Annotated in this window: 9 protein-coding genes and 1 pseudogene; 2 read left to right on the top strand and 8 right to left on the bottom strand. The window is 57.5% G+C overall.

Annotation, left to right across the window (positions count from 1 at the left end; translation table 11 throughout):
- Positions 1–11: 11 nt before the first annotated feature.
- Positions 12–404, top strand: coding sequence for a hypothetical protein (locus NIZ92_RS05125; protein WP_254002805.1), 393 nt, complete (start codon positions 12–14; stop codon positions 402–404).
- A gap of 124 nt (positions 405–528) precedes the next feature.
- On the opposite strand, the pseudogene NIZ92_RS05120 reads toward NIZ92_RS05125, so the two are convergent.
- Positions 529–1677, bottom strand: a pseudogene (locus NIZ92_RS05120) (iron-containing alcohol dehydrogenase).
- 134 nt (positions 1678–1811) lie between these two features.
- Positions 1812–3338, bottom strand: a complete 1527-nt coding sequence (locus NIZ92_RS05115) for an aldehyde dehydrogenase family protein (RefSeq protein WP_035270842.1) — start codon at positions 3336–3338, stop codon at positions 1812–1814.
- Between the two features lie 242 nt (positions 3339–3580).
- Between NIZ92_RS05115 and NIZ92_RS05110 the strand changes: the two genes are divergently transcribed.
- The gene (locus NIZ92_RS05110; protein WP_254002804.1) at positions 3581–5458 is read left to right on the top strand and encodes a sigma-54-dependent Fis family transcriptional regulator; all 1878 of its coding nucleotides are present in this window, start codon (positions 3581–3583) and stop codon (positions 5456–5458) included.
- Here NIZ92_RS05110 and NIZ92_RS05105 read toward each other — a convergent pair.
- From NIZ92_RS05105 to NIZ92_RS05080, 6 genes are all read right to left on the bottom strand, one after another.
- Positions 5409–5885: a DUF1178 family protein gene (locus NIZ92_RS05105; protein WP_254002803.1), complete on the bottom strand. Its 477-nt coding sequence runs from the start codon at positions 5883–5885 to the stop codon at positions 5409–5411. The two genes, NIZ92_RS05110 and NIZ92_RS05105, sit on opposite strands and share 50 nt — an antisense overlap.
- Positions 5886–5972: 87 nt before the next feature.
- On the bottom strand, positions 5973–7658 hold the full coding sequence (locus NIZ92_RS05100; protein ID WP_203145006.1) for an ABC transporter ATP-binding protein: 1686 nt from the start codon (positions 7656–7658) through the stop codon (positions 5973–5975).
- Complete coding sequence (locus NIZ92_RS05095) at positions 7655–9109, bottom strand: ABC transporter permease (protein WP_254002802.1); 1455 nt, start codon at positions 9107–9109, stop codon at positions 7655–7657. Before NIZ92_RS05095 ends, NIZ92_RS05100 begins: the two co-directional genes overlap by 4 nt.
- Before the next feature lie 7 nt (positions 9110–9116).
- A complete protein-coding gene (locus NIZ92_RS05090) occupies positions 9117–10094 on the bottom strand; it encodes an ABC transporter permease (protein ID WP_254002801.1) in 978 nt (325 codons plus the stop codon).
- Complete coding sequence (locus tag NIZ92_RS05085; protein WP_254002800.1) at positions 10094–12280, bottom strand: ABC transporter substrate-binding protein; 2187 nt, start codon at positions 12278–12280, stop codon at positions 10094–10096. Before NIZ92_RS05085 ends, NIZ92_RS05090 begins: the two co-directional genes overlap by 1 nt.
- Positions 12274–12846 carry a thermonuclease family protein gene (locus NIZ92_RS05080; protein WP_230940585.1) on the bottom strand — a complete coding sequence of 191 codons (573 nt, stop codon included), beginning with the start codon at positions 12844–12846 and terminating at the stop codon, positions 12274–12276. Before NIZ92_RS05080 ends, NIZ92_RS05085 begins: the two co-directional genes overlap by 7 nt.
- Positions 12847–12945 lie beyond the last annotated feature (99 nt).

Below are 12945 nucleotides of genomic sequence, written 5' to 3'. Positions count from 1 at the left end.
GGAATTCAGCAATGCCAACGCTCAAGCTCGGTGATGTTGCCACGACCTTCGTCTTCGGCAAAGATACTTACGTAGACAAACTTTTGGGGCGCAACACAGTCATTGACGAGACCAATCCGTCCGCAATCAGACTGCAGATCAATTTCGCTCACTATGCCAATCGAACGCGAAACAGCCTCGAAGACTCAGACTTCGCCCGTTTAAAGAATGAAATTCAGCAGGTATCGAAGCTATCCATTCGCGATCAAACCGTCGCAAAAAAAATCGCAGCCTTCCCCAATGTGGCTGTTGTAGAAATCGACATTGGCGACGAAACACCCTCGAGCTTTTCTGTCACGAAGCAAACAGCGGATCACCGCGAGGTTGCATTTGAGTTCGACCCCATCCCTGAAGCGGACGCCTAACGGTGCCGCTTAAGTTAAACCTTAGTGCTGTCTGCTTAGGGTCTGAACCTGCCATTACTTATTCTACTAGCCTCCTCATCCAACGGATAAAAAGGAAGAGCCTACAGCTCTTCCCTCTACCGCTTTACCTCACCCCAAACGCCTCCTCAAAAATCCCCATAATGGTCTTCTTATCCGTCTGAATCGGATTAGTCGCACCACAGACATCCTTGAGCGCGTTATCTGCCAGCACCGGGAAATCCTCCCGCTTCACACCCAGTTCTTCCAGCGACTTCGGAATCCCCACAATATCCGCCAGCTTTTTAATCGCTGCGATGACATCCAGGCCTTTCAGATCTGGATTGTTATCTGATAGCAGCTTGCCGAGTTCATTCAATCGCTCCCCCGCCACCTGCATATTGAAAGCCTGCACATGCGGCAGCAACAGGGCATTACAGACTCCGTGCGGCAGATCGTAGAAGCCACCTAGCTGGTGCGCCATGGCGTGGACATAGCCCAGTGACGCGTTATTGAATGCCATCCCTGCCAGGAACTACGCATAGGCCATTTGTTCACGGGCTTTCTTGTTATGCGGCTCGCGCACGGCAGTCGGCAGGTATTTGGCGATCAGCTCTACCACTTTCACCGCACAGGCGTCGGTGATGGGGGTGGCGATTGTGGAAACGTAGGCTTCGACTGCATGAGTTAGTGCATCCATACCAGTCGCGGCGGTTAGGGATGCGGGCATGCCTTCCATCAGGTCGGAGTCGTTCACTGACAGGAACGGGGTGATGTGGCGGTCGATGATCGCCATTTTTACGTGGCGGGTTTCATCAGTAATGATGGTGAAGCGCGTCATTTCCGACGCTGTGCCTGCTGTGGTGTTGATAGCCAGCAGTGGCAGTTGCGGTTTGGCGGATTTATCTACGCCTTCATAGTCTGCAATCTTGCCGCCGTTACTGGCGACCAGGGCGACGCCTTTGGCACAGTCATGCGACGAGCCACCACCCAGGGAGACGATCAGGTCTGCGCCATGTGCTTTCAAAGCATCCAGGCCTGCATTGACGTTACCCACGGTGGGGTTAGGCTGCACCTGATCAAAAATCGCTGTATTGATGCCCTGCGCAATCAACTTGTCAGCCACCAGCTTCGCCATACCCAGCTTGGCCAGATCGGCATCAGTAATGATCAGGGCTTTTTTGAAGCCCATTTTCCCGACAATCGGCATGGCCTGGTCCAGTGCGCCGGGGCCAAGAATATTGTGCGAGGGGATAAAGAATTCCGAGACTGTCATGGTGCGTATTCCTTATTAATGATCGAAGAGAATCCCTGCGACCTCGGGGGTATACGAACTGAGAGCGCGCAAGGAGGGAATCCCCCCATATTGCATGGGGGGAGGTCTTACAACACTACGAATAGATCAAAGGATCAGAAGAAGCCCAGGGCGTTCGGGCTGTAGCTGACCAGCAGACACTTGGTTTGCTGGTAGTTATTGAGGGCCATCTTGTGGGTTTCGCGGCCGATGCCGGATTGCTTGTAGCCACCGAAGGCGGCGTGGGCGGGGTACAGGTGATAGCAGTTGGTCCAGACGCGGCCAGCTTCGATGCCACGGCCTACGCGGTAGGCACGCGAGCCGTCGCGGCTCCAGACACCAGCGCCCAGGCCAAACTCAGTGTCGTTGGCGATGGCGATGGCTTCTTCTTCGTCCTTGAAAGTGGTCACAGCGGCCACCGGGCCGAAGATTTCTTCCTGGAAGGTACGCATGCTGTTTTTACCCAGCAGCATGGTGGGACTGATGTAGTAGCCATTATCCAGACCCTGGCCCAGACGATTGCGTTCGCCGCCAGTCAAGGCTTGTGCGCCCTCTTCCCGACCGATATTGATGTAGCCCAGGATGCGCTCCATCTGTTTCTCGGACACCTGCGCGCCCACCATTGTCCCGGCGTTGAGGGGGTTGCCGGTCTGGATACGTTTGACTCGCTCTACGGCACGCTCGATAAAGCGCTCGTAGATGGATTCCTGAATCAGGATACGCGATGGACATGTGCAAATCTCGCCCTGGTTCAGAGCAAACATGCTCAAACCTTCCAGGGCTTTGTCCAGGAAGGCATCATCAGCCTGCATCACGTCTTCAAAGAAGATGTTGGGGCTCTTGCCGCCCAGCTCTACCGTAGCGGGGATCAGGCGATCAGCTGCGGCGTGCAGGATTTCCCGGCCGACGGGGGTGGAGCCAGTAAAGGCGATTTTGGCGATGCGCTTGGAGTTGGCCAAGGCATGGCCTGCTTCTTTACCGTAGCCGGTGACGACGTTCAGTACGCCAGCGGGCAGCAAGTCACCGATGATTTCCATCAGCAGCAGGATGGAAGCGGGAGTTTGCTCGGCGGGTTTCAGGACGATGGGGCAACCGGCCGCCAGGGCGGGGGCCAGTTTCCAAGCGGCCATCAGTAGCGGGAAGTTCCAGGGGATGATCTGGCCGACCACACCGATAGGCTCGTGGAAGTGGTAGGCAACCGTGGTGCTGTCCACATCCGAGATGCTGCCCTCTTGTGCGCGCAGGCAACCGGCAAAGTAGCGGAAATGGTCGACGGCCAAAGGCAAGTCAGCCGCGCGGGTTTCACGAATGGGTTTGCCGTTGTCGATCGTTTCAGCAACCGCCAGACGTTCCAGGTTTTGTTCGATACGGTCAGCAATGCGCAGCAAGACGGCGGAGCGCTCGGCAGGCGGGGTATTGGCCCACTGATGGCGCACCTTGTGCGCGGCGTCCAGCGCCAGGTCAATGTCCGCTGCACCCGAGCGGGCTACCTGGCAAAACACCTGCCCGGTGACGGGCGAGACGTTATCAAAATACTCGCCTTCGACCGGCGGCACCCAACGTCCACCAATGTAGTTGTCGTAACGGGATTTGAAAGGGAATTCCAGATCCAGGCCCATGGATTTGAGATCGGACAGATTCATGATGTCTCCTTATTGATTTAGTTCGGTGCCACAAGACGTGCACCGCAGGGAAAGGTTAGGGGTGCCTTTATCCTGATTTAACTAAAGCAAATAACGTGCCAAACTAGCTAGCGATTGTCCCGACTCGATCCTGAGCTCGCCCGCCTCCATAATGGAACGACCTCCAGTCGCAGGCTGCGACAGCTACTGTCGCAAAACGCGAGCACTGTCGCAGAATGCGACACCCCTCCCGGAGCACACTCATGACTTCTCTACACTCGTTTTGCCCGCAGACCAACGAAACCATGTGGCGTCAATCCTGGGAGCGCTGTCAGACGATGGAGTCGGAGTTAAGCGCGGAACCTCGGGACATGAGCCAAGGTGCGCTGCGACAGTTGCTGGAACAACAGCATCACTTGTTGCATCACTCCTCGGCAGCGGTACAGGATCTGGCGACGCTGGTGCACCCGCATCGCAGTCTGGTTTTATTGTGCGACGCACAAGGCACGGTGTTGCAACAGGCGGGGGACCCACACTTTCTGCAGCGGGCCGAGCAGGTTGCCTTGCGTGCGGGTGTGAGTTGGGCGGAGAACCATCGCGGCACCAATGCTATCGGTACGGCTCTGGTCTGCGCACAGCCCATCAAGATTCACGGCAGCCAGCACTATCTGCCTGACAACCGGATTCTTAGCTGCCACGCCGCCCCCATTTACGACCCTTACGGCCAGATTATTGGAGTGCTGGATATCTCCGGGCCTTCGGAGCTGGAACATCACTACGCGCTGGATTTGGCACAGCTGTATGCCCGCCAGATCAGCCGCCAGATGCTGGAGTCACTGTGCACGCCATCCCGCCGCCTGCTGCATCTGCATACAGACCCCAGCCTGCTCAATAGTGCTTTTAGCGGTCGACTGGTTCTGGAGGACGACACCATTGTGGCTGCCGATGAGTTGGCCGCCCGCATGTTGCGCCAGGACTGGCAGGAGCTGCCCGGCCAGGACTTAAGTTCGGTACTGGAACAGGCGAAAAGCACGAGTCGACCTGTAACGCTCCACCTGAGCACAGCGGCTAAAACCCCGGCTCCAGCCCGTGCGGTGCTGGCTCGGACTGAGACGGCAGAAACTACACAACTGTCCCCTCAACAGGAAAAAGCTTTGGAGCCGGCTTTGCGCGCCATGCAGATGGGCTTGTCCATCTTGCTCAGCGGTCCTAGCGGCTCGGGCAAGGAGCGCATGGCGCGTGAGCTGCATCGTCGTCACAAGTCGCAATCCGGTCCTTTTGTGGCGATTAACTGCGCCGCCCTGCCCGAAACCCTGATCGAAGCCGAGCTGTTTGGTTATGAAGCCGGTGCGTTTACAGGTGCACGCCGTCAGGGCTATGCAGGCAAATTGCGTCAGGCCCATGGCGGTGTGCTGTTTCTGGATGAGATTGGCGATATGCCTGTAGGCTTGCAAAGCCGTCTGCTGCGAGTCCTACAAGAGCGCGAGGTGCAGGCACTGGGCTCGGAACGCACACACAGGCTGGACTTCCAGCTGATCAGCGCCAGCCATCAACCGCTGGAAAAACTGGTGCGTGATGGCCGCTTCCGTGCCGACCTGTACTTCCGACTGCAAGACTATATCTGCACAGTCCCCAGCCTTAGGGAACGCAACGATCTGGGCGACTACATTTCCAAAGAACTGGCTATTCTGGCACAAGGCCAGGCTGCGCCCCAGCTACATCCCGAAGCCCTGCAAATACTGCAGGACTACGACTGGCCAGGCAATTACCGCCAGTTGCGATCGGTGCTGCTGCAAATCATTGTGCAAGATTCTCCGGGGCGGCTCTGGTTGGCCCAGGACCTGCCTGCCTTGCCATGCTTGAATGCAGAACACCCGGTGCTGGTCCAAGAGCCTGCCATCCCGGAGGTCCGGAGCATGACGGAAACCAGCTCCCTTGACTCCCCCAAGCCACAAACCCTGAAGGAACAGGAATACGCTGCCGTGCAGCAGGCTTTGAAACAGCATCAGGGAAATATTTCACAAGCGGCGCGCGCCTTGGGACTGCATCGCAGTACCTTGCACCGCAGGCTGAAAGAAATGTCGCAGTTATTTACTGCAGGCGGTCATCATCCAGAAAGTCCGGAATCGGCATGGCAATAATGCCATCGTCGGCCAGTTCCTGATACTCCTGCACCGTGGCCTGACCACGGATTGCGCGCGGCTCAATGTCGCCCTCGTGCATGCGGCGTGCTTCCTGGGCAAACTGGGTGCCCACATTGTCTGACTTGCGTATCACCGAACGCAGCTCTTGTAAAAGCTGACCTTGAATCGCCCGCATTTGCGCTTCGGTAGGCATGGCTGAAGGCAAGGGAGGCGGAACTGGAGCACTGGCAGGAGCGCCAAGGCTTTCCTGCGCACCTACATTGATACGTGGAGCCGAAAGTTTGCGTTTGACCTCGTGGCTGTCGCAGACGGGGCAACACAAAAGCCCACGACTGATCTGCTCATCGTAACTTTCGCGTGAGCTAAACCAACCCTCGAACACATGGCCGTGTTCGCATTCAAGATCAAAAACCTTCAGACTCATAATGTGTTTATCAATGGGCGGACAGACCGCCGTATTGTGACATAGAAGTGCCGGACTAAATATGGCAAGTCCGGCATGTGGCGCGGCTTAACGGGGAACAGCGGCCAGCAGACGCTGCGTCAACTCTTCCTGCGGATGGAACAGAACGTGCTGTGCGCTGCCCTGCTCCACGATGCGTCCCTTGGCCATGATAGCAATTCGATCGGCCAGATACTCCACAACCCCGAAATTATGGGTAATGAACAAATAAGCCAGACCCAGTTCCATTTGTAACTCACGCATCAAATCCAGAATTTGCGCTTGTACGGACACGTCCAGGGCCGAGGTGGGTTCATCGCAAATCAGAACGGCGGGCTCTACCGCCAAGGCACGGGCAATAGCGATGCGCTGACGTTGCCCGCCGGAAAACTCATGTGCGTAACGATCCAGGGCATTCTTGGGTAGACCGACTTGGTCCACTAAAGTTTCAATTCGTTTGCGACGCGCCTTCGTGTCCAGCTCAGGACGCAGCGCGGTCAGGCCTTCCAGGAGAATATCCCCCACCATCATGCGCGGATCCAGCGACCCATAGGGATCCTGAAAAATGATCTGCAAACGTGAGCGCAGTTGCCGCAAGGCCTTGCCTTTCACTTGCAAGACGTTCTGCCCCTGCATCTGCACCTGCCCGCTGATCTGAGCCTGATGATCCAGCAAGCGCATCAAAGTACGTGCGACCGTGCTTTTACCGCAACCCGACTCGCCGACCAAAGCCAGGGTTTCGCCCTTGTGCAGTTGCAGGCTCAAGTCTTTGACCACGGGAATGACAGGCAGGCGTCGCCACCAGGAGCCAGCCTGCTTATAGGAAACAGACAAGCCCTGAATATCCAGCACCAGCTCTTTGCCGCTATTGCGCGGTGGGACTGCTTCAATGGGCGCAGGGGCACGGGACAAGGGACGCCCACGTTTCTCAAAAGTGGGAATGGCATTGAGCAATTCACGAGCATAAGGATGGCTAGGGCGCAAAAAGAACTGGCTTGCCAGCCCGGCTTCCACTATTTGTCCGTGCCGCATCAAGGCCACATAGTCGGCATACTGTTTGACCAGCAGTAAATCGTGCGTAATCAGCAAGATAGCCAGGCCCATCTCTTTCTGTATATCGGCCAACAACTGCAGAATCTGCGCCTGAACCGTTACATCCAGCGCGGTAGTTGGTTCGTCAGCCACCAGCAAATCAGGTTCCGCCGCCAAGGCAATGGCAATCATGATGCGTTGCTTCTGGCCGCCGGAGAACTGGAATGGAAAGTCATCGTAACGCTGTGCGGCACCGGGGATGCCGACACGTTCCAGCCATTTGATGGCCCTTGCCCTTTCCTGCCCCGCAGGAGCCACACCATGACGACGAATCACCTCGCTGATCTGCCGGCCAATGGACATGACCGGATTCAGGCTGGTGGACGGCTCCTGAAAAATCACGCTGATGCGTTTACCGCGCACATCCTGCATTTGCTGTTCAGGCAAAGGTGGCAGTTCCAACCCGTCCAAGGCAATTTGACCAGATTGCATCCAGGCGGCTTCGGGCAAGAGGCGCAGGATCGCCATGGCCGTCATGCTTTTGCCGCAGCCGGACTCCCCCACCAAGGCAAAGGTTTCACCGCGCTGCACGGCCAAAGACAGATTACGCACCACACTTTGCACACCGGCATCGGACTGCACACGCAGTTCCAGACCCTCGATACTCAGCACGGCAGGCGTTGCAGCGGGCTTCACGGCGGAGACATTTTCAAGCTCGCTCATACCTTGGCTCCTCCTGGACGACGTACTCGCAAAGCCTTGAAGCGACGAGTACGAGGGTCAAACGCCGTTTGCACCGCATCGGCAAAAATGTTCGCAGACAGTACCAAACCCAGCATCATCACAAAAGCCCCGGCCAGGCCCCACCAGATGATCGGGTCGCGGGACAGCTCGCTACGGGCGGCGTCAATCATGCGCCCAAAGGATGGCATGCTGGGGTCCACACCAATACCCAGATAAGACAGCACAGCCTCGTACAGCACCAGGCCGGAGAACTCCAGAATCAGGGTGATCAGCACAATGTGCATGACGTTAGGCAGCAGGTGACGGAACATGATGCGCAGATGACCGACACCAAAGGCTTGGGCTGCCTGAACGTAGTCCAGCTCGCGCAGCTTCAACACCTCGGCCCGCAGCAGGCGGCACAGGCCCGCCCAGCCGGTTAACCCCAGAATCAGGCACAGCATGAACAAGCGCAGATCTGCGCGAGCGGCCACGGTGTCGAAGCTGTCGGGATGGGTGTCGATATAGACCTGCATCATCAACACGCAAGCGGCGATCAGCAGCACGCCAGGGATGGAAGTCAGCGTGGTGTAAATGTATTGAATGACATCATCCACCCAGCCCCGGAAGTATCCAGCGGCCAAGCCCAGAATGATGGCAGGTGGCAGCATGGCGAAGGTGGTCAAAGTGCCAATCACCAAAGCCGTGCGTACACTTTTCAAGGCTTGCCAGATGATGTCGTTACCCGTGCGATCCGTGCCCAGCACGTAGTAATTCGCGCTAAGGCTCAGCACCAGGCATAGCAGTATCACCAGCACACAGGCGCTGAACCAGACCAGTCGCCAATTCACCAAGCCCTGCCCTTGCCACCAATAACGCCAGGCCGCGCCCCAACCCGATTCCATGGATTGCTTGCGCCCCCAAAGCGTCAGCAGAACAGCCAGTAGCACGCTGCCCAGCACACCCCAGGCCAAACCTTTGGCGCCTAGCTGCAAAATATCGTGTCTATGCGCGGCAGGCGTATCCATACCCACCCCGGCATTAACCAGACGCGGAAAGTCCCGCACGGGCTTGCCATCTATCAGCATGCTTTCTTTGGTCAGCTGAAAGCGGGCCAAGGGAGCGGAATAGGTTTTTTCCACCTCGGCCAGCCCGGCTTTTTTCAGAATATCGTCCAACGCAGAACGGGCGACGGGGGCATAGCTGGCTGTGCTGGCTTCCTGCCCAGGGGCAGCCGGCAATAAAGGCCGGTAGTGGATGGAGTCCAGCAGACCAATCAGCAGGAAAAAGACCAGAAAAACAGCAGCACACATGGCCGAGGGCGTACGTGCCACACTGGCCCAGGCCGAGCGCAAGGCAGGCCGCTTGACGACGCGCCAGGTGTAGAGCGCCATGGCCAGAAACAGTGCCAGCACAAAGGTATCGGTCCAGAGAAAGACGAACTGTGGCATGGCGGGCTCAACTAAAACGAATGCGGGGGTCAACCAGGGTGTAGGAGATATCGGCCAGAATCAAACCGGCGATATAAAGCATCGATCCTAGAAACACCATGGCACGCACAATGGAGAAGTCCTGGGCATTGATGGCATCAATGGTGAAGCTGCCCAGACCCGGAATACCAAAAAAAGACTCGGAAATCAGGCTACCCATGAACAGCAGGGGCAAAGCCGATACGGTGCCCGTCAGAATGGGCAAGAGCGCATTGGGCAAGACATGGCGGAACAAAACGGTAGATTCCGCCAGCCCCTTGGAGCGCGCCGTACGCACATAATCACGGCTGGCCTCTTCCAGAAACAGGCTGCGATAAAAGCGCGATTCCGCCCCGATACGCGACAAAATCCCCACCAACACCGGCAAGACCAGAAAGCGCCAGTTATCCATCCCTTCTACCCAGCCCGAAAACGGCACCCAGCGCAGCACCCGTGCAAACAGCCATTGCCCGGCAATGATGTAGAACAGGCCCGAAATGGACATCAACACGACGCACAGCACAACGGCGGAAAAATCCAGTCGGGTTCCCCGAAAGAACACCATCAGCAAGGCAAAACTGATGCACACCCATAAGCCCAAAAAGAAGGTGGGCAAGGCCAGCGCCAGACTGGGCCCCATGCGTTGCTTGATCTGATAGGCAATATCCTGCCCCTGGTCTGACAAGCCAAAATCCAGGCGCAACAAAGGAACCGAGCGCTCGTAGAAAAGCGTGTCGGTAAAGGTTTTGGAGCCCTCCGCCTGCGCGTTATAAAACAGCGGCTTGTTATAACCGCGCTCTGCCTTCCAGTTTTCAATGGCCGTCTGGCTGACGCGCTGCCCACCAATGGACAAACGGGCCATATCGTCAGGCGTGTTCACGGCAAAGAACAACACAAAGGTCAGCAGATTGACCCCAATCAGAATCAGCACGCCATACAGAATGCGCCGCAGCATATAGGAAAACATCAGTCTTTCTCCTTGCGCAGAGCCACATGGCGACGACGCGCCTGAGCCTGCGAGCGCACCACCCACACCAGAATCAAGGCCAGCAAGCCCAGCGGAATGGCGGGCCACCAGACGGGGCGGTTCCAGCGATCAATGCGCTCCACACGCTGTTCGGGGTCGATACGGTAATACTGGATGCTGTCGCGCACCATCATGGACGGCTTGGCATTGCGCACCCAGCTTTGGTAGGCACCACCCGCATTGGGCACATAGCCAAACATCCAGGGGGCATCATGCTGGACCAGATGGATCATCTGCTGCACCACCGCCTGCTTGTCCGGGCCGTCGTTCAGAAAGCGCATTTGCTCGTACAGGCGATCAAACTCCGCGCTTTGGTAATTGGCGGCGTTCTCACCACCAAAATCCTTCTTGGCCTGGGGGCCATACAGCAAGGTGAAGAAGTTTTCGGCATCCGGGTAGTCGGCTACCCAGCCCCACAGAAATAGCTGTGCCGCGCCCCGCTTCATCTTGTCCTGAAAGCGGTTGTAATCGGTAGCTCGCACCTCCAGCTGCAAGCCTACCTGGGCCAGCTGACGGCGCATCCAGTCCACCGTGGCATCCGAGCCCATACCCATCATGGAGTCGTAATACAGAATCAAGGGCTTGCCGGTACGGCTGTCCCGTCCATCGGGATAGCCCGCCTGTCGCAGCAAATCACGCGCTTCGTCCAGACTGCGACGTTTCACCACGCCATTGTCCTTGGTGTAGACATAAGGGTTGGCACCCTGGGGCAGCGGCTGATAGCCCGGCACGCCAGGCGGCAAAGGACTATGCGCGGCTTCCCCTTGGTCATTCATGAAAATGGAAACGTACTGCTCCCAGTCGAACACAATGCTGATGGCCAGGCGCAGCTTGCGGTTTTTCTCGAACTGCTCGGGCGTGTCGCCCTGGCCGACCACCGGGTCGTGCCAGTTAAAGCCCATGTAAAACAATTGCGCTTCGGGAGCCGTGCGCAATTGCAGGCCGCGCTCCTGATACAGATTGGCTTTGTCGACCGAGTCCTGCGCGGCTACTGTCATGGCGACACCGTACTCGCCCCGCTCCACCTGCGGAATGTCGTAATAGCCCTGCAGGAACTTGCCCATCAAGGGGACGCCCTCTTTTTCCAGAGAGAACACCACTTTATCCAGGAAAGGCATGGGTTTGCCGCAATCTTCCAGTAAACCAGCAGCCTGGTCGCCGGGCTCGCCCACACAAGGGTATGGCTCCCCCCGGTAATTGGGGTTACGGCTCAGAACGTGACGACGATTGGTCAGGGATTCCGTCAGCATGAATGGGCCTGTACCCACGGGCCAGCTATCCAGTGTCAGATTGTGCTGCGCCATGCGCGGCTGGCTATAAAAACGCTCGGCCTCCCAGGCCATGGGCGCGGTAAAGGTCATGGCCAGCCAGTACTTGAACTGTGGGTACTTGCCATTCACCTCGATGCGCAAGGTATGTTTATCCAGAGCTCGCACACCCGGCAAGGTGTAGGGCCGTAAATCCAGCCATTGTGGACGCGGCTCCTGCTTGTCGATACGGGCCAGCTCTTCACTGAACTCCTTGAAGCCCCGGATGTGCTCGGCCATCACACCCAGCACAGGAGAGGCCAAGCGCGGGCTGGCCAAACGCTTGAAGGCGTAAACGTAATCGTGAGCCGTCAGCTCGCGCGAGCCGGTATGGGCGAAGTCGGCAATGCTGAAAGCATCGTTCAGGTCCGGCGCCCGCATGGGGTAATAGCGGTACTCGCCCTGCTCATCCAAGGCAAAGGCCGGATGCGGCTGAAAGCGAATGCCTTGCTTGATGGGAATATCGTAACGGCTGACTGCCACCTGTTCGCCCGGCACATCAGCAGGCAAACGATTACCCTGCTCATCAAGGTATAAAGGCTCTACCAGCTCGGCCGCCGCCTTGGGAATCAGGCGGTAGGGACGGTCCAGATAGTGATAGCCGTACAGCGGCTCATAAATCGAATACGTAAACGGTGTCTCGTCACCGGAGTAGGACAAGGCCGGGTCCAGGTGATTGGGGGAGCGGGTCGTGAACGCGCTGTAGAGCGTGTTTTCTGCTGCGCTGCCTTCCTGATAAGGGCTGTTAACGGGTTTGGAGCAAGCTGCCAATCCGACGCACAACAAGGCCAGCCCCATCCGCCGCAAAGGGCTTAGCATTGCCCTTGCTGCCAGCAGTCATAACGCCATTTCCATGGCGGGACAGGACTGGGCTCTGACCAGATGCCTACACCGGCTTCCTTGGCTTCGCGCTCCAGCTGATCAATACGAGGGTCGCGCAGGAAGCGGCCGCGTTTTTCACGATTGGCCATGGCCATTCCAGCCCGTACCAGTTTCTGGTTGGCGGTTTCGCCATCGGCCAAAGGCACATCGCATACAGCGCGACCGTGGCGGTCGCGCTCATAGCAAGACAGGGTCAAATGTTTACCGGAAACCAAATCCGACAGGAAGCGCCGCGAGGCCACCGCAAAGGGCTGGCCGGGACGACGGCTGTCTTTGGTGGTTTCGGGAGCATCGATACTGGCCAGACGCACGCGCACCTGCCTGTTATTACTGGGCAAAATCGTCAGCGTATCGCCGTCGGCCACCCGCACCACCCGCCCTGTCAGCTCGAAGTCTTGAGCCTGAACAGGCAAGGCCCAGACAGCCATCACAGCCGTCAAGCCAGCACAAACGGCTGTGCGCCGCGTCAAAGAAGAAAAGCCGGACAGGGAAAACACAGTCATGATTCGGACAACACTCCAGGCGGGTAGCAGAAACTAGGCTAACAAATTATAGATACTGCGCACCGCCTGTCCAGAGCAATGTCCCTAGTAGGCAGGCCT

The organism is Alcaligenes sp. 1735tsa3, from assembly GCF_024134565.1.
GTDB lineage: Bacteria > Pseudomonadota > Gammaproteobacteria > Burkholderiales > Burkholderiaceae_B > Alcaligenes > Alcaligenes phenolicus.
Note: the sequence above shows the minus strand (reverse complement) of the source record. Positions and strands in the feature narration are given on the sequence as shown.

Bases quoted from the DNA above. Each gene is read 5' to 3' on its own strand.
- NIZ92_RS05085 (WP_254002800.1), bottom strand. From the start codon at position 12,280: ATGCTAAGCCCTTTGCGGCGGATGGGGCTGGCCTTGTTGTGCGTCGGA.
- NIZ92_RS05105 (WP_254002803.1), bottom strand. From the start codon at position 5,885: ATGAGTCTGAAGGTTTTTGATCTTGAATGCGAACACGGCCATGTGTTC.
- NIZ92_RS05100 (WP_203145006.1), bottom strand. From the start codon at position 7,658: ATGAGCGAGCTTGAAAATGTCTCCGCCGTGAAGCCCGCTGCAACGCCT.
- NIZ92_RS05115 (WP_035270842.1), bottom strand. From the start codon at position 3,338: ATGAATCTGTCCGATCTCAAATCCATGGGCCTGGATCTGGAATTCCCT.
- NIZ92_RS05080 (WP_230940585.1), bottom strand. From the start codon at position 12,846: ATGACTGTGTTTTCCCTGTCCGGCTTTTCTTCTTTGACGCGGCGCACA.
- NIZ92_RS05095 (WP_254002802.1), bottom strand. From the start codon at position 9,109: ATGCCACAGTTCGTCTTTCTCTGGACCGATACCTTTGTGCTGGCACTG.
- NIZ92_RS05125 (WP_254002805.1), top strand. From the start codon at position 12: ATGCCAACGCTCAAGCTCGGTGATGTTGCCACGACCTTCGTCTTCGGC.
- NIZ92_RS05110 (WP_254002804.1), top strand. From the start codon at position 3,581: ATGACTTCTCTACACTCGTTTTGCCCGCAGACCAACGAAACCATGTGG.
- NIZ92_RS05090 (WP_254002801.1), bottom strand. From the start codon at position 10,094: ATGTTTTCCTATATGCTGCGGCGCATTCTGTATGGCGTGCTGATTCTG.